Genomic DNA, 24,656 nt, shown 5'->3' on the forward strand with positions numbered 1-24,656 from the left:
TGTGAGTCAGGTGCAGTCCATTCCTTGGTCTGCGGCACCATCATTTACAGCGCTGTTGCTGGTGACATCGGCGTTTGTCACGCCGATTGTCACGAGGGGAATTGCCGCAAAGCCATGTGCAATGTGGGCTGCAGCAGTGGTAGGAGCGCCCGTCTCTTTTCTGGCAAAAGAGACGGGCGAACGGTTGGCGCAAAACGTTGGCCGAGCAGGTTCGTTGCTGCAGGGCTAAAGGGTTAGCGGGCAGCCGCACTAGGCGGATTGTTTAGAGGGCGTCCATCATTCTGGCGAATGACCGTGCGAGCCTCCGGGCGCGAATCGCACTTTGGGATGAACCACCGGGTTAGCGGCATGACCTTGAAGGCTCTGGTCATTTGGGGTGCTGCCTAAGGCAGCGCTTTGAACCTTCGTTCTATCGGTCACCGCGGCTCGGGTCAATTGGTGAAGGGCACATGGAAATGCGCCAGATTCCACCTCTGGCGTGCTTTGGAAGTCGGTGGGTGTCAGTGGCAAAGTGGCCGTTTGTCGCTTTTCTAGTGTTAGCCCGTGAGCATGGGGATGCGAAGCCTCCCCATGCTCACGGGCTTAGCCGGAGAAGCCAAAGTCGAGGCGAGTTGGCGACTGTCGCCATCCGCTCAGACGGCAAGGATGTAGATGGCACGCGGTCTGTCGCCAGTGTCGCCGTTGTCGCCGCCCTATCGGATGGGTATTACGTTCCGATCCCTGGCCACATTCATCGCGCTGGCCGAGAGATTGCCCGTCGACGCCTTCAGAATGTACTCGCTCCACCAAGCCATCATCGGCCGCCGTCGCTCGATGTAGTCGGCTCGGTTGTAGGCACTGCGCACCTCATCCTTGTCGACGTGCGCCAATGCCACTTCGATGAGCTCCGGGTCCCATCCATGTTCATTCAATATGGTGCTGGCCATCGAGCGCATGCCGTGGCTGACCAAGCGGTCTTGGAAGCCCATGCGTTTCAACGCCATGTTGGCGGTCTGGCTATTGGCATGAGTACGAGGGTTTCGGTCTGCCGGGAAGACGTATTCCCGATGACCACTGTGGGACTTCAGTATCTCCAGCAATGACATGGCTTGATCGCTCAACGGGATGCTGTGCGGGCGGCGCTTCTTCATCCGCTCCGGCGGGATGGTCCAGACACGCCTTTCAAAATCGATGTCTGCCCAACGAGTAGTCGCCGCCTCGGCTGGGCGAGTCATGGTGTGCAACTGCCATTCGATCAGGCAGCGAGTCGTGCGCTTGATACTGGCGTTCGCTATTTCCAGCATGAGCTCAGGAAGCTCCTCGGGCGGTAGCGCCGCCATGTTTTCTTTCTTCGGTTTCTTGAATACCGCCCGAATCCCGCTGAGCGGGTTCGCGAAAATCATTCCCGAATTGACCCCGTAGGTCATGATCTCGTTGAGGCGCTGGCTAAGCCGCTTCACCGTTTCCAAGCTGCCTTTGGCTTCGATAGGGCGAAGGATCTTTATCACCATCGGTGCGCTGACTTCCGAGATCGGAGTCGATTTCATGCTCGGGAAAACGTGCAGAGTGAGTGAGCGCCAGATGTCCTCGGCATAGGCCGGCGTGACCGAGTCCTTTTTCAGCTCGAACCAGGCGCTAGCTACTTTCTCGAACGTATGTTCCGTCTTGGCTAGCTTTGCCTGTGCGAGATCATTGCGCTGAGCTTTGGGGTCGATCCCCTGCGCAAGTACTTCCCTAGCCTCAACCGCTTTCCGCCGCGCTTGCGCCAGAGAGACCTCGGGGTAGGAGCCGAGCGCCATGTTGATTCGATTTTTGGTGACTGGATGCCTGTAGTTGAAATTCCACTGCATCGAGCGGTTGACCCGGACTCGGAGCTGGAGGCCGTCGCCATCCGTGAGGACGTAGTCCTTGTCTTTGGGCTTGACCGCCTTAAGCTGGCGGTCGGAGAGGCGAGCTGTTTGAGCGCACATGGGAGAGCTCCATGACACCTTTTGGTATTCCCAAGATTAGCCCCAGGTAGGCTGGAATACCACCGGGAATACCGGGGTGGCTGGAACTCAAAAAACCGTTGCGGCCCTCAAAAGAGCAGTAAGCCTTTGATTTCACTGACTTCCAGGCACAAAAAAAGACGTCCGTGGACGTCTTTGTTTGATCATTTGGTGGAGCCGGGGGGATTTGAACCCCCGTCCGCCAGTACTCCGCTGTCGGTACTACATGCGTAGCCATCTCAATTAAGTTAATCCGCAGCCGCCCGAGTGGCAGGGTGCTTTGGACGAGTTGGGTAAGTTTTAGTCGCTTTGCCCCCAACGTGCTACACGACGATCCTGTTCTGTATGACAATCACTTCGGGTTTACAGGCATCCCCTAGTGATTGCTGGAGCCGAAGCTACCAGGAGAGCGGGCTCAGCTGCTTACGCAGCGAGAGCGTAACCCTCGTAGTTTTCGTCATTGGCAACTATAGAAAGTTGCAACAGTGGATTTACGAGTTCTGTTACCAACTCGGCATGCACCTAGAGTTTCGCGACCGGCGTCGAATCCTAATCGGCCCCAACTCAGCTCTAGAGCTGAGCGTGCTTTTCAGCACGCAAGGCGGAGTATACGCCTTTGTGCGGACGACGTCGACTGCGGGTGTCGTCGTCCGTTTACAGCCTGGCCTTACGAGCCGCTGCCGCCAGCGGTGCCGCTGCCTTTGTCGGTTTTCTCGAGGCGCTCAAGCACTTTGCTGGTGATGGTGATGCATTCTTTCTTGTCACCGCTGGCTTGGGCGGCCTTGGCTTTGTCGATGTGCTCGGTGAGGGTTTTATCGAGGCCTTCGGAGGTGGTGGCGGTGGTGGCCATGCTGTCGTCGATCTTCTGCAGGTTCATGGCGCAGAGGTCGTCAGCAGCGAATACCGGCGAGGCCAGCAGTGTGGCAGCCGCGAAGAGAGCGGAAAGCGCAGTACCTTTCATGGGTGTCTCCTTCTGGAAGGCCTCTGGAAGGCGGGCCTGTAAAGATGGACTGCGCGGTTTCCGCGAGGGTTCAATGCAAATACTGGCCTGCTGACATGGCTGTCGTTATTGGGTCGCGTCGCGTAGGGCTTTGCCGCTTTCTATGTCGGTGCCGAGGGCTCGGGCTAGAGCGCTCAGGTAGCGGGCTGCTTCGAGGGCGACGGGGTCGTCGTTTTTGTCGGCTTGCTGGGTGAGGTGGCGGACCATGCTCAGTAGCGCGGACAGTTCCTGGAAGGCGCGCTCGACGTGCACGCCGGGCTTGATGCGGTAGAGGTCGTGGCAGGTTTCGGTGCCGACGGTGGTCCAGCTGTCGAGGTCGTGGGTCATTGCGGCGCTCCTTCTTCAGCGGTGGCGCGGCGCATGACGTGTTCGACCAGGGCGCGGGCGGTTTCGGCGGCGTGGGCGGCGTTGCTGAGCATGTTCAGGCCGGGCTCGCCGGCGCGGTGGCGGCAGTGTTCGTCGATGGTTTCGATTACACCGCGCAGCAGTTCGCTGGAATGGGCGAGCGCGTCGGGCGTGGGCAGGTCGTTGTGAAGCGAGAAGAAGGGGTTATTGAGCATTTTGAAACGGGGTGGGTCTGGAACTAATTTTTTCATGGCACCTTTCCGATTTTGGTCATCAGGAGCTGCCAGTTAGATTCCTCTCACAGAATTGGGTGGCAGCCGAATGCGGGGTGAGAGACCGGCAAAAACGGTAAAATCCGGCCAGGCCGAAGCCTGCCCGCATTGCGGCTGCCATTGCAGTGCACCGTTAAGCCGGGCTCTCACACCCTCGTCGCCTGAAAATGGCGACCCGAGGAAATTAGCCCTGATGCCTTAGCTGAACAACAGCGAAACGGCGTCAGCGCCCGTAGGATAATTCCCAAGAGCCCCAATCCAGAAGCATTTGGTTTCAGGTTCGGAAACGTCCTACGGAAAACCCGCCACTGGACACCGCCGAACCCAAACTCAGATCACCCGCGCCCGAGTCACCCGATCCACCAGATAAACCAACCCGTGATAGTCGATTCCGCTGTTGCTCGACAGCCCGATTTCACACGTACGGCTGGTCGAAATCCCCTCGCTGCAGTACTGCACCGCATCCTTCAAACTGCGCAGCGCATGGCTGTTCAGCTCCGGCGTGGTAAAGCCCTTGTCGCCAGCAAAACCACAGCAATGAATCCCCTCGGGGATCACCACCTGCTTGCTGCAACGCCGCGCCAGGTCAATCAGCGCCTGGCTTTCACCGAGGTGCTGGGTGCTGCAGGTGACATGCACCGCCACCGGCTCCTCCTGCGGGGTGAACTCCAGTCGGTCGACCAGGAAGGTGCGGATGAAGCGCACCGGGTCGTACAGGTCGAGGCGGGTTTCGCCCAGGTCCTGCACCAGGCGCAAGGTGCACGGGCTGGTGTCGCAGTACACCGGGTCGAGGCCGCCGCGAGTGGCCAGCAGCAGGGCGTTGATCAGCTCCTGGCGCTTGTGTTCGGCCTGCTCGGCGTAACCTTTTGACGCAAATGGCTGGCCGCAGCAGAGGCTGTCGGCGTTTTCCGGGAATACCACCTGGTAACCGGCTTTTTCCAGCAGGCGTTGGGTTTTGTCCAGCAGCGAGCTTTGTTCGCGGTCGGCGTAGGCCGGGCCCATCACCCGCGATACGCAGGCGGCGAGGTACACCACGCGGGGGCGGGCGTCGTTGCTGGCCGGGCCGAAGTCGATGGCGCGCAGCGGTTGCGGCATGGCGCTGGTCCACTGCGGCAGGCGGCCGTTGCTGGCTTTACTTAATGAGGCGCTGAGACGTGCGAGGCGCGGTGCGCCGAGCAGTTTGCGTGCGCCGTTGGCGGCGGCGAGGGTGAAGCGGGCGCCGCGCAGGGTGGTCTGGAAGTGTTCGGCCAGCCAGTCGGCAGTTTTGCCGTGGTCGGCGGCTTGGCCGCGCAGCTTTTTCACCAGCTCGCCGGTGTTGATGCCAACCGGGCAGCGCTGGGCGCACAGGCCGGTGGCGGCGCAGGTGTCGATGCCCTGGTACTGGAAGTCGCGCAGCAGCTCGCGCACGTCTGCGCCGGCGCGCTTTTTCGCCTGGATGTCGCGCCACATAACGATGCGCTGGCGGGGGCTGAGGGTGAGGCCTTTGGACGGGCACACCGGTTCGCAGAAACCGCACTCGATGCACTTGTCGACGATTTCGTCGGCGGCGGGCAGCGGTTTGAGGTTTTTCAGGTGGATATCCGGGTCTTCGCTGAGCACCACGTCGGGGTTGAGGATGCCGTTGGGGTCGAGCAGGCGCTTGAGCTGCCACATCAGTTGGTAAGCGTCTTTGCCCCACTCCAGCTCGACGAAGGGCGCCATGTTGCGGCCGGTGCCGTGCTCGGCCTTGAGCGAGCCGCCGAATTCGACGGCGACCAGTTGCGCGACGTCGTCCATGAAGGCCTGGTAGCGGGCGACTTCGGCAGCGTTGTTGAAGCCTTGGGTGAAGACGAAGTGCAGGTTGCCTTCCAGGGCGTGGCCGAAAATGATCGCCTCGGCGTAGCCGTGTTTGTCGAACAGCTGGATCAGGCGGTTGACGCCTTCAGCCAGGACTTCAACCGGGAAGGTGACGTCTTCGATGATCACTGTAGTCCCGGTCTGACGCACGGCGCCGACGGCGGGGAAGGTGTCTTTGCGGATTTTCCACAGCAGGTTGTACACGGTCGGGTCTTCGCTGAAGTCGACTTTCTGCTCCAGCGGGAACTCGGCAATCGATGCCATGATCAGCCCGAGTTGCTCGTGCAGCAGGCTCTGGCTGGCGGCGCGGGATTCGATCAGCAGGGCGCAGGCGTTGTCCGACAGGGCGCGGACCCATACCGGCATGCCGGGTTTGCTCTGCACTGAGCGCAGGCTGCGGCGGTCGAGCAGTTCGACGGCGGACACCGGCTGGCTTTTGAGCACGGTGACGGCTTTGCAGCAGCTTTCCACGGTGGGGAAGACGATCAGCGCCGAGGCTTTGTGCGGGTGGTCGAGCACGGTGTCGTAGGTCACGGCACTGATAAAGCCGAGGGTGCCTTCGGAGCCGACCAGCAGGTGCTGGAGGATGTCGAGCGGCTGGTCGTAGTCGATCAGGGCATTGAGCGACAGGCCGGTGGTGTTTTTCAGGCGGTATTTGTGGCGGATTCGCGCAGCCAGTTCAGTATTGGCGCGGGTCTCCTGGCCGAGCCGGGTCAGCTCGGCGAGCAACGCACCGTGGCTGTGCTCGAAGGCGGCGACGCTGGCTGGGTCTTCGCTGTCGAGGCGGGTGCCGTCGGCCAGCACCAGGCGCAGGCCGGCGAGGGTGTGGTAGGTGTTTTGCGCGGTACCGCAGCACATGCCGCTGGCATTGTTGGCGACGATGCCGCCGATCTTGCAGGCGTTAATCGAGGCCGGGTCGGGGCCGATCTTGCGCCCGAACGGGGCCAGCCAGGCGTTGGCTTGGGCGCCGATGACGCCGGGTTGCAGGCGGATCTGCTCGCCCTGGCGGCGGATTTCCTTGCCGTTCCAGCTGTCGCCGAGCACGATCAACACCGAGTCGCTGAGGGCCTGGCCAGACAGGCTGGTGCCGGCGGCGCGGAAGGTCACCGGCACGCGTTCGCGCTGGGCCAGTTGCAGCAGGCCGACCACTTCGTCTTCTGATTCGACGCGCACTACCAACTGTGGGATCAGCCGGTAAAAGCTGGCGTCGGTGCCAAAGGCCAGGGTTGAGGTCGGGTCGCTGAAGCGGCGGTTGGCGGGGATCAGGCGCTCGGCATCTCTGAGGAACGCGGCAGGCAGGCTCATGCAATCTCCTCGCGGGGCCGTCGCATCTGTGGCGCAACGTGCCCCGGGCAATCAGGCGGTGTGGGGTAGGGCGCGTCAGGCGCCCAGTTCGCGGACCAGCGAGTCGCGGCTGATTTCGCTGATCGACTTGGCGCCGGTCAGCACCATGGCCACGCGCATTTCTTTTTCGAACAGGGCCAGCAGGTTTTTCACCCCGGCTTCGCCGTGGGTGGCCAGCGCCCAGAGGAAGGCGCGGCCGATCAGCACGCTGTCGGCGCCGAGGGCGATCATGCGCACCACGTCGAGGCCGCTGCGGATGCCGGAGTCGGCGAGGATCTTGATGTCGCCTTTGACCGCATCGGCAATCGCCGGCAGGGCGCGGGCGCTGGAGAGCACGCCGTCGAGCTGGCGGCCGCCGTGGTTGGAGACGACGATGCCGTCGGCGCCGAACTTGACCGCATCACGGGCATCATCCGGGTCGAGGATGCCTTTGATGATCATCGGGCCGTCCCAGAATTCGCGGATCCACTCGAGGTCTTTCCATGAGATCGACGGGTCGAAGTTGTTGCCCAGCCAACCTATGTAGTCGGCAAGGCCGGTGGGGTTGCCGCGGTAGGTAGAGATGTTGCCCAGGTCGTGCGGGCGGCCCATCACGCCGACGTCCCAGGCCCACTGTGGGTGGGTCATGGCTTGCAGCACGCGGCGCATCGGGCCGTTGGCGCCGCTCATGCCGGAGTGGGCATCGCGGTAGCGCGCGCCGGGCACGGGCATGTCGACGGTGAAGATCAGGGTTTTGACCCCGGCGGCCTTGGCGCGCTCGAGGGCGTTGCGCATGAAGCCGCGGTCTTTCAATACATACAGCTGGAACCACATCGGCCGGTCGATAGCCGGGGCGACTTCTTCGATCGGGCAAACCGAGACGGTCGACATGGTGAAGGGGATGCCGTGCGCGGCGGCGGCGCGGGCGGCCTGCACTTCGCCGCGGCGGGCGTACATGCCGGTCAGGCCGACCGGGGCGAGGGCGACCGGCATGCTCAGGGTTTCGCCGAACAGCTGCGTCTGCAGGTTGAGTTCGGACATGTTGTTGAGCACGCGTTGGCGCAGGGCAATGCTGGCCAGGTCGTCGACGTTGCGGCGCAGAGTGTATTCGGCGTAGGCGCCACCGTCGGCGTAGTGGAACAGGAACGGCGGCAGCTTGCGCTGGGCCGCGACGCGGTAATCGGTGGAGGCAGAAATGATCATGGATGCTCGCTGCAAAGGTGGTGAGGGGTGGCTGCCGGGCGCAGTCGAGTGCGCCCGGCCCCTGTCACTTTAGTGGTGAACCAGCATGCCGGTGAGCCAGTAGGCTTGCACCAGGGTGATCACGCCGACGATGGTGGCGAAGAACAGGCTGTGTTTGACGGTGAAGCGGAACAGGTCCGATTCCTTGCCAACCAGGCCGGTCGCGGCGCAGGCCACAGCGATCGATTGTGGCGAGATCATCTTGCCGGTCACGCCGCCGCTGGTGTTGGCCGCTACCAGCAGGGTGTCACTGACGCCGATCTGGTGCGCGGTGGTGGCTTGCAGCGAGCTGAACAGGGCGTTGGACGAGGTGTCCGAGCCGGTCAGGAACACGCCCAGCCAACCGAGGAACGGCGAGAAGAACGGGAATGCCGCGCCAGTGCCGGCCAATACCAGGGCCATGGTCGAGGACATGCCGGAGTAGTTGGTGACGAAGGCGAACGCCAGCACCATGCCGATCGACAGGATTGGCCAGCGCAGCTCCCACAGCACTTCTTTGAAAGTGGTAATACCAGTTTTGAAGTTGATCTTCAGGACCCACATCGAGATCAGCGCGGAGAGGAAGATCGCGGTGCCGGTGGCGGAGATCGGGTCGAGCTTGAACACCGCTGGCATGGCGGTTGGGGCTGCAACGATCGGCGCGGTCTTGATGACCAGCTGGTCGAGGTGCGGGATGGCGAAGTTGAACACGAAGTTGTACATCGCGCCGCCGGAGGCGAACGCAGCCTTGAATGGCTTCAGGGTCCAGATCGTTACCAGCACGGTGAGGATCAGGAACGGCGACCAGGCCTTGAAGATTTCACCGAAGCTGTACGGGGTTGGCTGGCTGCCGCTGGACTGCACCACGGCGGCGCCGACGCTGCCCTGGGCCACGGCCATCGAGCGCTTGGGCTGCCAGACTTTGAGGAACAGGGTCAGCGAGATCAGGCTGGCCAGGGCCGAGGTGATGTCGGGCAGTTCTGGGCCAATGTAGTTGGAGGTGAAGTACTGGGTCACGGCGAAGCTCAGGCCGGCGACCAGCGCGGCAGGCCAGGTTTCTTTGACGCCGCGCAGGCCGTCCATCATGAACACCAGCCAGAACGGTACGAACAGCGACAGCAGCGGCAGCTGGCGGCCGGTCATGGCGCCGATGTGGAAGGCGTCGATACCGGTCACCTGGCCGGCGACGATGATCGGGATGCCGAGCGCGCCGAAGGCGACTGGCGCGGTGTTGGCGATCAGGCACAGGCCGGCGGCGTAGAGGGGGTTGAAGCCCAGGCCGACCAGCAGGGCAGCGGTGATTGCCACGGGTGCGCCGAAGCCGGCGGCACCTTCAAGGAAGGCGCCGAAGCAGAAGCCGATCAGCAGGACTTGCAGGCGTTGGTCGTCGGTGATCGACAGCACCGAGCTGCGGATCACTTCGAACTGGCCGCTCTTGACCGTCAGTTTGTACAGGAACACCGCGGCAACGATGATCCAGGCGATTGGCCACAGGCCGTAGAGGAAGCCATAACCGGCAGCTGCCAGGGCCATGTCGACCGGCATGTTGAAGGCAAAGATGGCGACCAGGATCGACAGGCCGAGGGTGATGCTGCCGGCCACGTGGCCTTTGAGGCGGAATACGGCCAGGGCGAGGAAGAAGAATACGATCGGGATCACTGCCGCCAGCGCGGACAGGCCAAGACTGCCCAATGGGCTATAGATTTGTTGCCAGGTTTGCATGATGGGTTGGCCCCTAATTGTTGTTGGTCAGCACTGGCATTGGATAATTGGTAAGACCAATTTACAATGTCTGGGTGCTAGGGTAAAAGCGTGGCTAGGGCTGTGTCAATTTGTCTCGGGTTGTACTTTGGTGGAATGTCGATGAGTGGCTTGGTTTTAGGGGGGGCGGAAATTGTGTCGGGCTTGAGGGTGCTGGGGCTGCTTTGCAGCCCTTTCGCGACACAAGGCCGCTCCTACGCCGACCGCGCAGCCCTCTGACAACGCGGCGATGCTGACGTGACGCGGTCAACTGTGAGCGGCCTTGTGTCGCGAAAGGGGCGCAAAGCGCCCCCGGCAATGCTCGCCAGGATCAAAGCCAGCGAGGCACACGAATACCCAGCTTTTATTACGCACTGATACGTGTGAGCGCAGCCTGGATAGGCCAAAATAGTAGCCCTCGCTGTGTGTGCGAGGGTTTGTGGAGAGTAAGTGATGGTTTTTGATCAGGTTCGCCAACGGCGCCTGTCCGACGACATTGTCGAGCGCCTGGAAGGGATGATCCTTGAAGGTACCTTGACCTCGGGTGAGCGCCTGCCGGCCGAGCGCGCCCTGGCCGAACAGTTCGGCGTGTCGCGGCCATCGCTGCGCGAGGCGATCCAGAAGCTGGTGGCCAAGGGGCTGCTGGTGAGTCGCCAGGGTGGCGGCAATTATGTGGCGGCGTCGCTGGGGGCAACCTTCAGTGACCCGCTGCTGCAGCTGCTTGAGCACAGCCCGGAGGCGCAGCGGGACTTGCTCGAGTTTCGCCATACGCTGGAGGCGTCGTGTGCGTTTTATGCGGCGCAGCGGGCGACCGAGCTTGACCGTGAGCGGCTCAAGGCGGCGTTTGATGAGCTGCAGGATTGTTATTCACGCAAGGCCGAGGTGAGCCGGGCGGAGGAGGGTGCGGCGGATGCGCGGTTCCATCTGGCGATTGCCGAGGCGAGCCATAACGCGGTGTTGCTGCACACCATTCGTGGGTTGTTTGATTTGCTCAAGCGCAACGTGGTGACCAACATTGGCGGGATGTATCAGCAGCGTAGTGAGACGCGGGATATGTTGATTGGGCAGCATCGCGAGTTGTATCAGGCGATTGTTGAGGGTAGGGCAGAGGAGGCCAGGGAGGTTTCTAGCCGGCATATTCTGTATGTGCAGGAGGTGCTTGAGGAGGCGCAGCAGGAGGCGCATCGGGTGGCGCGGGCGGAGCGGCGCAGCGGGCGTTGAGTTAGCGCTGAGAGTGGGGGGGCTGCGCAGCAGCCCCAATGCAGGCAGCACAAATCAGCGAGGAATCAGTCTTCCTTGCCTTTGTTGCGCACGGCCCGCTGCATCTCGCGGTTGGAATCGCGTTCGCGCTCGGTGTCGCGCTTGTCGAATTCCTTCTTGCCCTTGCCCAAGGCGATTTCGCACTTGATCAGGTGCTTGCTCCAGTACAGCGACAAGGCCACACAGGTGTAGCCCTTCTGCGCCACGGCAGCATGCACGCGCTCAAGCTCGCGCTTGTTCAGCAGCAGTTTACGGGTGCGGATCGGGTCAGCGATGACGTGGGTGCTGGCGGCAGTCAGCGGCGCAATGTGGCAACCGAACAGCCAGGCTTCACCGTCCTTGAGCAGCACGTAGCTGTCAGTCAGGTGCGCCTTACCGGCCCGCAGGCTTTTTACTTCCCAACCGGACAGGACCAGCCCGGCCTCGAACTTGTGTTCGATGAAGTAATCGTGACGCGCTTTCTTGTTCTGCGCGATGGTCCCGGTCGGATGTTTCTTTTGCTTAGCCATAGGGGCCGCATTATAGGCAGTCATGGCGTTGTCGGCTACGGGGTTTTCGGTGCGCTTGAGCCTGCCGGGTGAATCCCGGACAATGGACACACTGTGTAACCCACAGAACCTGTTTTCGGTGAGCTGCGAAGTGCTGCCGCCCAGCCTTGGAATCGATGCCTGGATGACTACCCATATTCAACGCTCTGCCCTGCTGCCGTACCCTGCCCAGGCGCTGTATGACCTGGTCAATGACGTCGCCAGCTACCCAGAATTTCTGCCGTGGTGCTCGGCCTCGACGGTGCTCGAGAGCAGCGAGACGAGCATGCGCGCCAAGCTGGAAGTGGCCAAAGGCGGGCTTAGCCAGCACTTTGTTACGCGCAATGTGCTGGTGCCTGGGCAGTCGATCGAGATGAACCTTGAAGAAGGCCCGTTCAGCCAGTTGCACGGCGTGTGGGTGTTCAAGCCGCTGGGTGACAAGGCTTGCAAGATCAGCCTCGACCTGTCGTTTGATTATGCCGGGCCGATCGTGCGCGCCACCTTGGGGCCGCTGTTCAACCAGGCCGCGAATACCCTGGTCGATGCTTTCTGCCAGCGTGCCAAGCAGCTCAACGGCTGACACTTTGGCAAAGCGCAGACACAAAAAAGCCCGAACCTAGGTTCGGGCTTTTTCTTGTGACCAATCCGCTTACTGCGGATTGGTATCCAGCGGAGCTGGGGTCGGCACCGGTGTGGCTTCGATGGTGTCGATTTCGCGTTGGATCGATTCTTCGGCCGAGCCGCGACGAGCTGGCTTTTCTTCTGGCTGGGTGGGTTGGCCAGGCTGAGCGTCCGGGCTGACGGTAGTATCACCGCTGCCACCGAGGATCTCTTGATCTCGGCTGACGCCAGGCATGAAGTCACCGGACAGACTGACCAGCTGATCACCTTCATTGAAGAAGATGCTCATGCGCTCTTGCTGACGTTTACCGCCACCAGGCTGCAAGCTGTAGAGATAATCCCAACGGTTGGTGTCGAAAGTATCCTGAATCAGCGGGTTGCCCATGATAAACCTTACTTGCCGGCGGGTCATTCCCGGGCGTAATTGGTCTATCATGTCCTGCGTGACGACATTGCCCTGCTGGATGTCGATTTTGTAAACCCCGGGAAACGAGCAACCGGCGAGTGCGAGCAGTCCCACTAGGGTGAGGCTGGTTAGCAAGAGCTTGGACTTTTGCATCGGTGGGCGACTTCCACTATCTTGGCTGGACAACGTAAACCCCGATCATACCCGTATTAAGAGAAGCTGCGAAGCAGCATCGGCGAGAAAGCTGACCATGGTTGAAAATAGCGAACTACGTAAAGCTGGTCTCAAGGTGACACTGCCTCGAGTTAAGATCCTTCAGATGCTCGATTCTACCGAGCAGCGACACATGAGTGCCGAGGATGTCTACAAGGCGCTGATGGAGGCTGGCGAGGACGTCGGTCTGGCCACTGTTTACCGGGTTTTGACCCAGTTCGAAGCAGCGGGCCTGGTGGTTCGCCATAACTTCGACGGCGGCCACGCGGTGTTTGAACTGGCGGATGGCGGTCACCACGACCATATGGTCAACGTGGAGACCAGCGAAGTCATCGAGTTCTTCGATTCGGAAATCGAAAAACGCCAGAAAGAGATCGTAGCCGAGCATGGCTATGAGCTCGTGGACCATAATCTGGTTCTGTATGTGCGTAAAAAGCGGTAACGATTTAGATCGTTGACGGCTGGCGGGGCGATCTTTCGAGGTCGTGCCCGCCAGTTGTGTTTTTGGGGCCGCAAAGCGGCCCCATAGCTTTACTTGCTGGTCACGACCATCTTGCGCGCATGCGCCAGCGATTCTTTGGTCAGGTCAATCCCGCCCAACATCCGCGCCACTTCCTCAACCCGCTCCCGCTTGCCGAGATTGGCCACCGCCGTGTGCGTGGTCTCGCTGTCGCGCACCTTGTGCACAAACAAATGATGATGCCCTTGCGCCGCCACCTGTGGCAGGTGGGTCACGGTCAGCACTTGCCCGCGTTCGCCAAGTCGGCGCAGCAACTGGCCGACGATTTCCGCAGTAGGCCCGCCAATACCGACGTCTACTTCGTCAAACACCAAAGTCGGGATGCGCGAGGTCTGCGCAGTGATCACCTGAATCGCCAGGCTGATCCGCGACAGCTCACCACCGGAGGCTACCTTGGCCAAACCTTTAAGCGGCTGCCCAGGGTTGGCACTGACCAGCAGTTCGATCTGCTCCAGTCCATGCGGCGAAGGCTCGGCACTTTCAAACGGGTTCAGCTCGATACAGAAACGCCCACCCGGCATACCGAGGCGCTGCACTTCCTGCTCGACCGCTGTGGCCAGTTGCACAGCCGCCTGTTTGCGCAGGGCGCTGAGTTCCTGGGCCTTGGTTTGATAGTGCTGGGCATAGGCGGCCAGCTCTTCACCCAGGCGCTCAAGTGACTCGTCACTGGCGTTGAGGCCTTCAAGCTCTTCCATCAAACGCTGTTGCAGGTGCGGCAGTTCGGTCGGGTGCACGCGGTGTTTGCGCGCCAGCGTATAAATAGTATCGAGGCGCTCTTCCAGCGCTTGCAGGCGCATCGGGTCGGCGTCGAAGTTGTCGAGGAAGCGATTGAGCTCGCCGACCGCTTCTTCTACCTGGATCTGCGCACTGGCAATCATGGTCGCCGCTTCGTCCAGCGCCTTCGGCCCGCCGGTCACCGCGCTGAGGCGGTTGAGGCTGACGGTGAGGGCGTTGAGCACATTGCCCGAGTCGCTCTCGCTGCATTGATCGATGACCTGGCGGCAGATGCCGAACAGGGCTTCGGCGTTGGTCAGGCTCTTGTGCTCCTGCTCCAGTTGCTCCAGCTCGTTTTCGCCGAGGGCGAGGTTGTCCAGCTCTTCCAGTTGATAGCTCAGCAGCTGTTGCCGGGCGCGTTGTTCGTCGCCGGAGTTGGACAGCCGCTCCAGCTCCTGGCGGGTCTGCCGCCAGCGCTGCGCCGCCAGTTGCACCTGGCGCGAGAGGTCGCTGGCACCGGCGTATTCGTCGACCAGGCGGCGGTGAGTGTCGGTTTTCAGTAGCGACTGGTGCTCATGCTGGCTGTGGATGTCGATCAACAGTTCGCCGAGAGCCTTGAGGTCGCCGAGCGGGCAGGGTGTGCCATTTATATAGCCACGGCTGCGGCCTTCGGCGGTGATCACCCGGCGCAGGATGCACAGGCCTTCGCCGTCGAGGTCGCGCTCCTTGAGCCAGACGCTGGCCTCGGGAATGTCGACCAGATCGAAGGTGGCGAGGATGTCGGCCTTGTCGGCGCCGGGGCGGACCACGCCGCTGTCGGCGCGATCGCCCAGCGCCAGGCCGAGGGCGTCGAGCATGATCGATTTGCCCGCGCCGGTTTCACCGGTAATCACACTCATGCCGCGAGACAGCTCGAGGTCCAGGTGTTCGACGATGGCGTAGTTGTGGATGGACAGGTGCACCAGCATGAGGGCGGCTCCCGAAAGGTCAGGTCTGGATATTTATACAGTGCTTTTTGCCTGCCTGACAATATCCATTGGTAGATTGCTTTCGCGCCGATGGAAAACCACCTCAGCCCTTGAAGCTGATTTTTCAGACCCCATATAGCCGTCAACGGAGCGAGCAAGGCTCGCACAACAGAAATTGCGGAGGAGATACCCAATGGCTGACGAACAGCTGGACGAAAACACCCCAAACACCGAAGAAGCAGGTTCTGAGGATCTCGGTACCCGTGTTCAGGTGCTCGAGGAGCAGCTGGCCGCGGCCAAGGATCAATCCCTGCGCGCCGTTGCCGACCTGCAGAACGTGCGTCGTCGTGCCGAACAGGATGTCGAGAAAGCGCACAAGTTCGCCCTGGAGAAGTTTGCCAGCGACCTGCTGCCGGTAATCGACAGCCTAGAGCGCGGCCTGGAACTGTCCAGCGCCGATGACGAAACCATCAAGCCAATGCGCGATGGTATCGAGCTGACCCTGAAGATGTTCAGCGACACCCTCAAGCGCTACAACCTCGAAGCCATTGACCCGCACGGTGAACCGTTCAACGCCGAACATCACCAGGCGATGGCCATGCAAGAGAGCGCCGATGTCGAGCCGAACAGCGTGCTCAAGGTGTTCCAGAAGGGCTACATGCTCAACGGCCGTCTGCTGCGCCCCGCCATGGTGGTGGTCAGCAAGGCGCCTGCGGCAGCGCAACCTTCGATCAACGAACAGGCTTGAAATCTGTTTGGGTGACCCCATCTTAGTGTCAAGCATTCAAGTATTACCGCAGTTGGCCAATGTAGCCGCTGCCAGCTAATTCAGTTTCGGGAGAGTTAACATGGGCAAAATCATCGGTATCGACCTGGGGACCACCAACTCGTGCGTCTCCATCCTGGAAAACGGTAACGTCAAGGTTATCGAGAACGCCGAAGGCGCGCGTACTACCCCTTCGATCATCGCTTACGCCAACGACGGCGAAATCCTCGTCGGTCAGTCGGCCAAGCGCCAGGCAGTCACCAACCCGCACAACACCCTGTACGCGGTAAAACGTCTGATCGGTCGCCGCTTCGACGAAGAAGTCGTGCAGAAAGACATTCAGATGGTCCCGTACAAGATCGTCAAGGCTGACAACAACGACGCCTGGGTTGAAGTAAACGGCCAGAAAATGGCACCGCCACAAATCTCGGCTGAAATCTTGAAAAAGATGAAGAAGACTGCCGAAGACTACCTGGGCGAGCCAGTTACCGAAGCGGTCATCACCGTTCCGGCCTACTTCAACGACAGCCAGCGTCAGGCTACCAAAGACGCCGGCCGCATCGCAGGTCTGGACGTAAAACGTATCATCAACGAACCAACCGCAGCTGCGCTGGCTTACGGTATGGACAAGGCCAAGGGCGATCACACCGTGATCGTTTATGACCTGGGCGGCGGTACCTTCGACGTTTCGGTTATCGAAATTGCCGAAGTCGACGGCGAGCACCAGTTCGAAGTACTGGCCACCAACGGTGACACCTTCCTCGGTGGTGAGGACTTCGACATTCGCCTGATCGATTACCTCGTCGACGAGTTCAAGAAAGAAAGCGGCATGAACCTCAAAGGTGACCCGCTGGCGATGCAGCGCCTGAAAGAAGCCGCTGAAAAAGCCAAGATCGAGCTGTCCTCGAGCCAGCAGACCGACGTCAACCTGCCGTACATCACTGCAGATGCGACCGGTCCTAAGCACTTGAACGTGAAGATCTCCCGCGCCAAGCTGGAATCGCTGGTTGAAGACCTGGTGCAGCGCACCATCGAGCCTTGCCGCATCGCCCTGAAAGACGCCGGTATCGACGTTGGCGCGATCAACGACGTGATCCTGGTCGGCGGCCAGACCCGTATGCCGCTGGTACAGAAGCTGGTTACCGATTTCTTCGGTAAAGAAGCACGTAAAGACGTCAACCCGGACGAAGCCGTTGCCATGGGCGCTGCTATCCAGGGCGCGGTACTGGCCGGCGACGTCAAAGACGTACTGCTGCTGGACGTCAGCCCGCTGACCCTGGGTATCGAAACCATGGGCGGCGTGATGACTGCGCTGATCGAGAAGAACACCACCATCCCGACCAAAAAGTCGCAGGTGTTCTCGACTGCCGACGACAACCAGAACGCCGTGACCATTCACGTGCTGCAAGGTGAGCGTAAGCAGGCTGGTCAGAACAAGTCGCTGGGTAAATTCGACCTGGCCGACATTCCACCAGCACCACGTGGCGTGCCACAGATCGAAGTAACCTTCGACATCGACGCCAACGGCATCTTGCACGTCGGCGCGAAAGACAAGGCTACCGGCAAGACTCAGTCGATCGTGATCAAGGCCAACTCCGGTCTGTCCGACGAAGAGATCGAGCGCATGGTGCGTGACGCCGAGGCCAATGCCGAGGAAGACCGCAAGTTCGAAGAGCTGGCCGCTGCCCGTAACCAGGGTGACGCGCTGGTCCACTCGACTCGCAAAATGGTTGCCGATGCCGGTGACAAAGTGACCGCGGAAGAAAAAACCGCGATCGAAGCTGCCGTGGTTGCTCTGGAAGCCGCTGTCAAAGGCGACGACAAGGCTGCCATCGACGCCAAGGTCGAAGAGCTGTCCAAGGTCTCTGCTCCGGTTGCCCAGAAGATGTACGCCGAGCAGTCGGCTGAACAGCCTCAGGGCGGCGCCCAGCAGCAAGCCGAGCCGGAAGCCAAGCACGATGACGTGGTTGACGCCGAGTTCGAAGAAGTGAAAGACAACAACAAGCAGTAATCCCTGTTAGTTGTCGGCCAGCTCAACGCCGTTTGGTGTTGAGCTGGTAGGATGTCGCCGCGCGGGGGCTTGCTCCCGCGTTGGTGTGTCTGGAATACGAGAATTTTTACAGCATCTGTCAGGGCGCATGAGTCATGTGTAGCGGCAGGTGCTGGCGGCACGGCGCGGAACGCGCAGAGCTTTGCCGAACGCCCACAAGAGTGCAAATGACCTATGTCCAAGCGTGATTATTATGAGGTCCTGGGGGTCGAGCGCGGCGCCAGTGAAGCTGACCTCAAAAAGGCCTACCGCCGACTGGCGATGAAGTACCACCCGGACCGTAACCCGGGCGACAAAGAATCCGAAGACATGTTCAAGGAGGCCAACGAGGCCTACGAAGTGCTGTCTGATGCGAGCAAGCGCGCAGCGTTCGATCAATACGGTCACGCTGGTGTTGACCCAAGCATGGGTGGCGGCGGTGCAGGCTTCGGCGGCGCCAACTTCTCCGACATCTTTGGTGATGTGTTCAGCGACTTCTTCGGCGGCAGCCGGGGTGGTGGCCGTGGTGGCGCCGCACGCGGCAGCGACCTGCGCTACACCCTGGAGCTGAATCTGGAAGAAGCCGTGCGCGGCACCACGGTCAACATCCGTGTGCCGACGCTGGTCAACTGCGAGCCGTGCGACGGCAGCGGCGCCAAGAAGGGCTCGACCCCGTCGACCTGCCCGACCTGCGGCGGTATCGGCCAGGTGCGCATGCAGCAGGGCTTCTTCTCGGTGCAGCAAACCTGCCCACGCTGCCATGGCCAGGGCAAGATCATCACCGACCCGTGCGGTTCGTGCCACGGCGAAGGCCGTGTCGAGGAGTACAAGACGCTGTCGGTCAAGGTCCCGGCTGGGGTCGATACCGGCGACCGCATTCGCCTCTCCGGCGAGGGCGAAGCGGGCGCCCATGGCGGCCCGACTGGCGACCTGTATGTGGTGATCAACGTGCGTGAGCACGCGATCTTCCAGCGTGACGGCAAGCACCTGTACTGCGAAGTACCGATCAGCTACACCGATGCCGCTCTGGGTGGCGAGCTGGAAGTGCCGACTCTGGATGGTCGGGTCAAGCTGAGAATCCCCGAAGGCACCCAGACCGGCAAGCAGTTCCGCTTGCGTGGCAAGGGCGTCGCGCCGGTGCGTGGCGGTGGTGCTGGTGACCTGCTGTGCCGGGTTGCGGTGGAAACCCCGGTCAACCTCAGCCGCCGTCAGCGTGAGCTGCTCGAAGAGCTGCGTGCCTCGCTCGAAGGTGACAGCTCCCATTCGCCCAAGGCCAACGGTTGGTTCGAGGGTGTGAAGCGCTTCTTCGGCGATCTCTGACAAGGAACAGGCTATGCGACGTATTGCGGTAATGGGTGCAGCAGGGCGGATGGGCAAGATCCTCGTCGAGGCTGTGCAGCAACAGGCGCCAAGCGCCGGCCTCACGGCTGCCATCGACAAGCCCGACAGCTCGCTGGTCGGCGCGGACGCTGGCGAGTTGGCGGCCCTGGGCCGGATCGGCGTGACCATCTCGGGTGACCTGGCCAAGGTCGCTGATGAGTTCGACGTGCTGATCGACTTCACACACCCGTCGGTGACCCTGAAGAACCTGGCGTTCTGCCGCAAGGCGGGCAAGGCCATGGTCATTGGTACGACCGGGTTCTTGGCAGAAGAGAAACTGCTGCTGGCCGAAGCCGGTAAAGACATCCCGATCGTGTTTGCCGCCAACTTCAGCGTTGGCGTCAACCTGTGCCTGAAGCTGCTCGACATCGCTGCCCGGGTGATGGGTGACGAGGTCGACATCGAGATCAGCGAAGCGCACCACCGGCACAAGGTCGATGCGCCGTCGGGTACCGCGCTGCGCATGGGTGAAGTGGTTGCTCAGGCGCTGGGTCGTGATCTGCAGGAAGTGGCGGTGTATGGCCGTGAAGGCCAGACCGGCGCGCGTGATCGCAAGACCATTGGTTTTGCTACCGTGCGGGCGGGTGACATCGTTGGCGACCATACGGTGCTGTTTGCTGCCGATGGTGAGCGTGTCGAGATCACCCACAAGGCTTCGAGCCGCATGACCTTCGCCAAGGGCGCGGTGCGTGCAGCGTTGTGGCTGGATGGGCGGGCGCCTGGGCTGTATGACATGCAGGATGTGCTTGAGCTGCACTGATCAGGTTTGGCTTTAGATTGCTGGGGCTGCTTTGCAGCCCTTTCGCGACACAAGGCCGCTCCTGCAGGGGGCCGCGTATAACTGACTGGCGCGGTCCCTGTAGGAGGCCCCAGGATTTCCACCCCTGTCGCCAATCTGTGCATTTTCGACACATGCGCGGTAGACCAAAATCACTGTTTTCTGTAAGCTACAGCTTTAGTGTGTTCACTAAAAGCGCGCAGAGATATTCAGCACATGAAGCGGGGTGACGTGTCCATACGTCACTCCGCTTTTTTGCAACCTGCGATCGCCCTTTCAGGCTTTATTTACGGGAGGTCTTCTTGACTAAGCCAGCCATACTCGCCCTTGCTGATGGCAGCATTTTTCGCGGTGAAGCCATCGGTGCCGACGGCCAGACTGTTGGAGAGGTGGTGTTCAACACCGCTATGACCGGCTACCAGGAAATCCTTACAGACCCTTCCTACGCCCAGCAAATCGTTACCCTGACTTACCCGCACATCGGTAACACCGGTACCAACCCGGGCGACGCAGAATCCGACCGCGTCTGGTCGGCTGGCCTGGTCATCCGTGACCTGCCGCTGGTTGCCAGCAACTGGCGCAAGACCCAGTCGCTGTCCGAATACCTGAAAGAGCACAACGTGGTTGCCATCGCTGGCATCGACACCCGTCGCCTGACCCGCATCCTGCGTGAGAAGGGCGCTCAGAACGGCTGCATCCTGGCCGGTGACAACATCAGCGAAGAAGCCGCCATCGCAGCTGCCCGCGGCTTCCCGGGCCTGAAGGGCATGGACCTGGCCAAAGAAGTTTCCACCAAAGCGCGTTACGAGTGGCGCTCCAGCGTGTGGGATTTGAAAACCAACGACCATGCCGAAATCGCCGCTGCCGACCTGCCTTACCACGTGGTCGCCTTCGACTACGGCGTCAAGCTGAACATCCTGCGCATGCTGGTTGCGCGTGGCTGCCGGGTGACCGTGGTGCCTGCGCAAACGCCGGCCAGCGAAGTCCTCGCGCTCAATCCGGACGGCGTGTTCCTGTCCAACGGCCCAGGCGATCCTGAGCCATGCGACTACGCCATCCAGGCAATCAAGGAAGTGCTCGAGACCGAGATTCCGGTGTTCGGCATCTGCCTCGGCCACCAGCTGCTAGCCCTGGCCTCCGGCGCCAAGACGGTGAAAATGGGTCATGGCCACCACGGTGCCAACCACCCAGTGCAAGACCTCGACACCGGCGTTGTCATGATCACCAGCCAGAACCACGGTTTTGCTGTTGACGAAGCGACCCTGCCAGGCAACGTGCGGGCGATCCACAAGTCGCTGTTCGACGGTACCCTGCAGGGCATCGAGCGCACCGACAAGAGCGCCTTCAGCTTCCAGGGTCACCCTGAGGCAAGCCCAGGCCCGACTGACGTCGCGCCGCTGTTCGATCGTTTCATCGATGCCATGGCCAAGCGCCGCTGAGCATTCGCCATCCAGGCCCCGGAGCAGCCTTGGCTGCGTCCGGCAGCGCCTGACCTGAGCATGTTCAAGCCGGCTTGCCGACTGACCCGCGGATTTGAGTGAGCACCCAATGCCAAAACGTACAGACATTAAAAGCATCCTGATTCTCGGCGCTGGCCCGATCGTTATCGGCCAGGCCTGCGAATTCGACTACTCCGGCGCCCAGGCGTGTAAAGCGCTGCGCGAGGAAGGCTATCGCGTCATTCTGGTGAACTCCAACCCAGCCACCATCATGACCGACCCGGCCATGGCCGACGCCACCTACATCGAGCCGATCAAATGGCAGACCGTTGCCAAGATCATCGAGACCGAGCGTCCGGACGCGCTGCTGCCAACCATGGGCGGCCAGACCGCTCTGAACTGCGCCCTGGATCTGGAGCGCGAAGGCGTTCTGGAAAAGTTCGGCGTAGAGATGATCGGTGCCAACGCCGACACCATCGACAAGGCTGAAGACCGCTCGCGTTTCGACAAGGCCATGAAGGCCATCGGCCTTGAGTGCCCGCGTTCGGGTATCGCCCACAGCATGGACGAAGCCAACGCAGTGCTCGAGAAGCTAGGCTTCCCGTGCATCATTCGCCCGTCGTTCACCATGGGTGGCACTGGCGGCGGCATCGCCTACAACCGTGAAGAGTTCGAAGAAATCTGCGCTCGCGGCCTCGACCTGTCGCCGACCAAAGAGCTGCTGATCGACGAATCGCTGATCGGCTGGAAAGAGTACGAGATGGAAGTTGTCCGCGACAAAAAGGACAACTGCATCATCGTTTGCTCGATCGAAAACTTCGATCCGATGGGCGTGCATACCGGTGACTCGATCACCGTGGCGCCAGCACAGACCCTGACCGACAAGGAATATCAGATCATGCGCAACGCCTCGCTGGCGGTGCTGCGTGAAATTGGTGTTGAAACCGGCGGTTCCAATGTTCAGTTCGGTATCTGCCCGGACACCGGCCGTATGGTCGTGATCGAGATGAACCCACGGGTTTCCCGTTCCTCGGCGCTGGCCTCGAAAGCCACTGGCTTCCCGATCGCCAAGATCGCCGCCAAGCTGGCGGTGGGTTACACCCTCGACGAGCTGACCAACGACATCACTGGCGGCCGTACCCCAGCGTCGTTCGAACCGTCGATCGACTACGTCGTGACCAAGCTGCCGCGCTTTGCCTTCGAGAAATTCCCGAAAGCCGACGCCCGCCTGACCACGCAGATGAAGTCGGTCGGTGAAGTCATGGCCATCGGCCGGACCTTCCAGGAATCCCTGCAGAAAGCCCTGCGCGGCCTGGAAGTCGGTGCGTGCGGCCTCGACCCGAAAGTCGACCTGAGCAGCCCTGAAGCCGCCAGCATCCTCAAGCGCGAGCTGACCGTGCCAGGCGCCGAGCGTATCTGGTACGTCGCCGACGCCATGCGCTCGGGCATGACCTGCGACGAAATCTTCGCTCTGACCGGTATCGACCACTGGTTCCTGGTGCAGATGGAAGACCTGATCAAGGACGAAGAGAAGGTCAAGACCTTGGCCCTGTCGGCCATCGACAAAGACCTGATGCTGCGCCTCAAGCGCAAGGGCTTCTCCGACCAGCGTCTGGCTGTACTGCTGGGTGTGACCGACAAGACCCTGCGTCGCCACCGCCACAAGCTGGAAGTGTTCCCGGTGTACAAGCGCGTTGACACCTGCGCCGCCGAGTTCGCCACCGACACCGCCTACCTGTACTCGACCTACGAGGAAGAGTGCGAGGCCAACCCGTCGACCCGCGACAAGATCATGATCCTCGGTGGCGGCCCGAACCGTATCGGCCAAGGCATCGAGTTCGACTACTGCTGCGTACACGCGGCCCTGGCGCTGCGTGAAGACGGGTACGAGACCATCATGGTCAACTGCAACCCGGAAACCGTATCCACCGACTACGACACCTCCGACCGCCTGTACTTCGAGCCGCTGACCCTGGAAGACGTGCTGGAAGTGTGCCGCGTCGAGAAGCCAAAAGGCGTGATCGTCCACTACGGTGGCCAGACTCCGCTGAAACTGGCTCGCGCTCTGGAAGAAGCCGGCGTGCCGATCATCGGTACCAGCCCTGACGCCATCGACCGCGCCGAAGACCGTGAGCGCTTCCAGCAGATGGTGCAGCGCCTGAATCTGCTGCAGCCGCCTAACGCCACCGTGCGCAGCGAAGAAGAAGCGATCCGCGCTGCCGGCGTGATCGGTTACCCGCTGGTGGTGCGTCCTTCGTACGTACTCGGCGGCCGCGCCATGGAAATCGTCTACGAACTGGACGAGCTCAAGCGCTACCTGCGTGAAGCGGTGCAAGTGTCCAACGACAGCCCGGTGCTGCTCGACCACTTCCTCAACTGCGCCATCGAGATGGACGTGGATGCGGTCTGCGACGGCACCGACGTGGTCATCGGCGCGATCATGCAGCACATCGAACAGGCCGGCGTTCACTCCGGTGACTCGGCGTGCTCGCTGCCACCGTACTCGCTGCCGGCTCACGTGCAGGACGAAGTGCGCGAGCAGGTCAAGAAGATGGCACTGGAACTGGGCGTGGTTGGCCTGATGAACGTGCAGCTGGCCCTGCAGGGCGACAAGATCTACGTGATCGAAGTCAACCCGCGCGCCTCGCGTACCGTACCGTTCGTGTCCAAGTGCATCGGCACCTCGCTGGCGATGATTGCCGCCCGCGTCATGGCCGGCAAGACCCTCAAGGAAATCGGCTTCACCAAGGAAATCATTCCTAACTTCCATAGCGTCAAGGAAGCGGTGTTCCCGTTCGCCAAGTTCCCAGGGGTTGACCCGATCCTTGGCCCTGAGATGAAATCCACAGGTGAAGTCATGGGTGTCGGCGACAGCTTCGGTGAAGCCTTCGCCAAGGCCCAGATGGGTGCCAGCGAAGTACTGCCAACCGGCGGCACTGCGTTCATCAGCGTACGTGACGACGACAAGCCACAAGTGGCTGGCGTTGCCCGCGACCTGATCAACCTCGGCTTTGAGCTGGTTGCCACCGTTGGCACCGCCAAGCTCATCGAAGCCGCCGGCCTGAAAGTACGTCGCGTGAACAAAGTGACCGAAGGTCGCCCGCACGTGGTCGACATGATCAAGAACGACGAAGTGTCGCTGATCATCAACACCACCGAAGGCCGTCAGTCGATCGCCGATTCCTACTCGATTCGTCGCAATGCGCTGCAGCACAAGATTTACTGCACCACTACCATTGCGGCCGGTGAAGCCATCTGTGAAGCGCTGAAGTTCGGCCCTGAAAAGACCGTGCGGCGCTTGCAGGATCTGCACGCAGGACTCAAAGCATGA

The 24,656-nt window shown here is 61.2% G+C and carries 19 protein-coding genes and 1 other RNA gene; 9 read left to right on the forward strand and 11 right to left on the reverse strand.

All coding sequences use genetic code 11. The features are described from left to right. Positions 1–692 precede the first annotated feature (692 nt). The 8 genes from HU736_RS18745 to HU736_RS18780 form a co-directional block, all read right to left on the reverse strand. On the reverse strand, positions 693–1,949 hold the full coding sequence (locus HU736_RS18745; RefSeq protein WP_186701280.1) for an integrase domain-containing protein: 1,257 nt from the start codon (positions 1,947–1,949) through the stop codon (positions 693–695). 187 nt (positions 1,950–2,136) lie between these two features. After that, positions 2,137–2,528, reverse strand: a transfer-messenger RNA (tmRNA) gene (gene ssrA / locus HU736_RS18750). Between the two features lie 106 nt (positions 2,529–2,634). After that, a complete protein-coding gene (locus HU736_RS18755) occupies positions 2,635–2,928 on the reverse strand; it encodes a PA2433 domain-containing protein (protein WP_186701279.1) in 294 nt (97 codons plus the stop codon). Positions 2,929–3,033: 105 nt separating this feature from the next. Beyond that, positions 3,034–3,294, reverse strand: a complete 261-nt coding sequence (locus tag HU736_RS18760; RefSeq protein ID WP_186701278.1) for a DUF3077 domain-containing protein — start codon at positions 3,292–3,294, stop codon at positions 3,034–3,036. Further along, positions 3,291–3,563, reverse strand: coding sequence for a hypothetical protein (locus HU736_RS18765; RefSeq protein WP_186701277.1), 273 nt, complete (start codon positions 3,561–3,563; stop codon positions 3,291–3,293). Before HU736_RS18765 ends, HU736_RS18760 begins: the two co-directional genes overlap by 4 nt. A 351-nt stretch (positions 3,564–3,914) precedes the next feature. Next, complete coding sequence (locus tag HU736_RS18770; protein WP_186701276.1) at positions 3,915–6,725, reverse strand: FAD-binding and (Fe-S)-binding domain-containing protein; 2,811 nt, start codon at positions 6,723–6,725, stop codon at positions 3,915–3,917. Between the two features lie 75 nt (positions 6,726–6,800). Then, complete coding sequence (gene lldD / locus HU736_RS18775; protein ID WP_101322177.1) at positions 6,801–7,946, reverse strand: FMN-dependent L-lactate dehydrogenase LldD; 1,146 nt, start codon at positions 7,944–7,946, stop codon at positions 6,801–6,803. A 69-nt stretch (positions 7,947–8,015) separates the two neighbouring features. Then, positions 8,016–9,686 (reverse strand): lactate permease LctP family transporter, encoded by a 1,671-nt coding sequence (locus HU736_RS18780; RefSeq protein ID WP_186701275.1) that lies wholly within the window; start codon positions 9,684–9,686, stop codon positions 8,016–8,018. 471 nt (positions 9,687–10,157) lie between these two features. Here HU736_RS18780 and HU736_RS18785 point away from each other — a divergent pair, with 471 nt between their 5' ends. Next, the gene (locus HU736_RS18785; protein WP_103438614.1) at positions 10,158–10,925 is read left to right on the forward strand and encodes an FCD domain-containing protein; all 768 of its coding nucleotides are present in this window, start codon (positions 10,158–10,160) and stop codon (positions 10,923–10,925) included. 65 nt (positions 10,926–10,990) lie between these two features. Here HU736_RS18785 and smpB read toward each other — a convergent pair whose 3' ends face one another. Beyond that, positions 10,991–11,473, reverse strand: a complete 483-nt coding sequence (smpB, locus tag HU736_RS18790) for an SsrA-binding protein SmpB (protein WP_101322174.1) — start codon at positions 11,471–11,473, stop codon at positions 10,991–10,993. A gap of 163 nt (positions 11,474–11,636) precedes the next feature. Here smpB and HU736_RS18795 point away from each other — a divergent pair, with 163 nt between their 5' ends. Further along, the gene (locus HU736_RS18795; RefSeq protein ID WP_101323113.1) at positions 11,637–12,071 is read left to right on the forward strand and encodes a type II toxin-antitoxin system RatA family toxin; all 435 of its coding nucleotides are present in this window, start codon (positions 11,637–11,639) and stop codon (positions 12,069–12,071) included. A gap of 69 nt (positions 12,072–12,140) precedes the next feature. On the opposite strand, the gene HU736_RS18800 is transcribed toward HU736_RS18795, so the two are convergent. Then, on the reverse strand, positions 12,141–12,671 hold the full coding sequence (locus HU736_RS18800) for an outer membrane protein assembly factor BamE (RefSeq protein WP_186701274.1): 531 nt from the start codon (positions 12,669–12,671) through the stop codon (positions 12,141–12,143). A gap of 97 nt (positions 12,672–12,768) precedes the next feature. Here HU736_RS18800 and fur point away from each other — a divergent pair, with 97 nt between their 5' ends. Continuing rightward, entirely contained in the window at positions 12,769–13,173 is a 405-nt protein-coding gene (gene fur / locus HU736_RS18805) for a ferric iron uptake transcriptional regulator (protein ID WP_103438612.1), read from the forward strand. Positions 13,174–13,262: 89 nt separating this feature from the next. Here fur and recN read toward each other — a convergent pair whose 3' ends face one another. After that, positions 13,263–14,933, reverse strand: a complete 1,671-nt coding sequence (recN, locus tag HU736_RS18810; RefSeq protein WP_186701273.1) for a DNA repair protein RecN — start codon at positions 14,931–14,933, stop codon at positions 13,263–13,265. Positions 14,934–15,126: 193 nt separating this feature from the next. Between recN and grpE the strand changes: the two genes are divergently transcribed. From grpE to carB, 6 genes are all read left to right on the forward strand, one after another. Beyond that, positions 15,127–15,681 carry a nucleotide exchange factor GrpE gene (grpE, locus tag HU736_RS18815; RefSeq protein WP_103438610.1) on the forward strand — a complete coding sequence of 185 codons (555 nt, stop codon included), beginning with the start codon at positions 15,127–15,129 and terminating at the stop codon, positions 15,679–15,681. A 100-nt stretch (positions 15,682–15,781) separates the two neighbouring features. After that, the gene (gene dnaK, locus HU736_RS18820) at positions 15,782–17,710 is read left to right on the forward strand and encodes a molecular chaperone DnaK (protein WP_101322169.1); all 1,929 of its coding nucleotides are present in this window, start codon (positions 15,782–15,784) and stop codon (positions 17,708–17,710) included. Between the two features lie 213 nt (positions 17,711–17,923). Continuing rightward, positions 17,924–19,048, forward strand: a complete 1,125-nt coding sequence (dnaJ, locus tag HU736_RS18825) for a molecular chaperone DnaJ (RefSeq protein ID WP_103438609.1) — start codon at positions 17,924–17,926, stop codon at positions 19,046–19,048. Between the two features lie 13 nt (positions 19,049–19,061). Next, positions 19,062–19,868: a 4-hydroxy-tetrahydrodipicolinate reductase gene (gene dapB / locus HU736_RS18830; RefSeq protein ID WP_186701272.1), complete on the forward strand. Its 807-nt coding sequence runs from the start codon at positions 19,062–19,064 to the stop codon at positions 19,866–19,868. 320 nt (positions 19,869–20,188) lie between these two features. Then, positions 20,189–21,325: a glutamine-hydrolyzing carbamoyl-phosphate synthase small subunit gene (carA, locus tag HU736_RS18835; RefSeq protein WP_101322166.1), complete on the forward strand. Its 1,137-nt coding sequence runs from the start codon at positions 20,189–20,191 to the stop codon at positions 21,323–21,325. 109 nt (positions 21,326–21,434) lie between these two features. Next, complete coding sequence (carB, locus tag HU736_RS18840) at positions 21,435–24,656, forward strand: carbamoyl-phosphate synthase large subunit (protein WP_103438607.1); 3,222 nt, start codon at positions 21,435–21,437, stop codon at positions 24,654–24,656.

The sequence above is a fragment of the Pseudomonas shirazensis genome (assembly GCF_014268785.2).
Lineage (GTDB): Bacteria > Pseudomonadota > Gammaproteobacteria > Pseudomonadales > Pseudomonadaceae > Aquipseudomonas > Aquipseudomonas shirazensis.